The sequence below is a fragment of the Streptomyces panaciradicis genome, assembly GCF_023516615.1.
Lineage (GTDB): Bacteria > Actinomycetota > Actinomycetes > Streptomycetales > Streptomycetaceae > Streptomyces > Streptomyces panaciradicis.
Window position 1 is genome coordinate 1 of sequence record NZ_JAMGBF010000280.1, and the last position, 210, is coordinate 210.

A 210-nucleotide genomic window follows, 5' to 3' on the forward strand; every position below is an offset into this window, starting at 1 on the left:
CGAGCAGGAACGGGAAGTCGTCGCTGATGCCGCCCTGTTTGTAGTGCAGGTCGGTGTGGCACACCCCGCACGCCTGCACCTGGACGACCGCCTCACCGGGACCGGGATCGGGCACGACGATCGTCTCCACCCGCACCGGCTCGTCCTTGCCCGGTGCGATCACGCCCCGTACTTCCTGCGCCATGGTGCTGAACCCTTCCCTTCGCCGGT

1 protein-coding gene is annotated in these 210 nt (G+C 68.1%); it reads right to left on the bottom strand.

The window, feature by feature from the left end; all coding sequences use genetic code 11:
• Positions 1-184: alcohol dehydrogenase catalytic domain-containing protein (locus M8J74_RS43660; RefSeq protein WP_249841705.1), on the bottom strand; the 184-nt coding region annotated here is incomplete at its 3' end.
• Positions 185-210 lie beyond the last annotated feature (26 nt).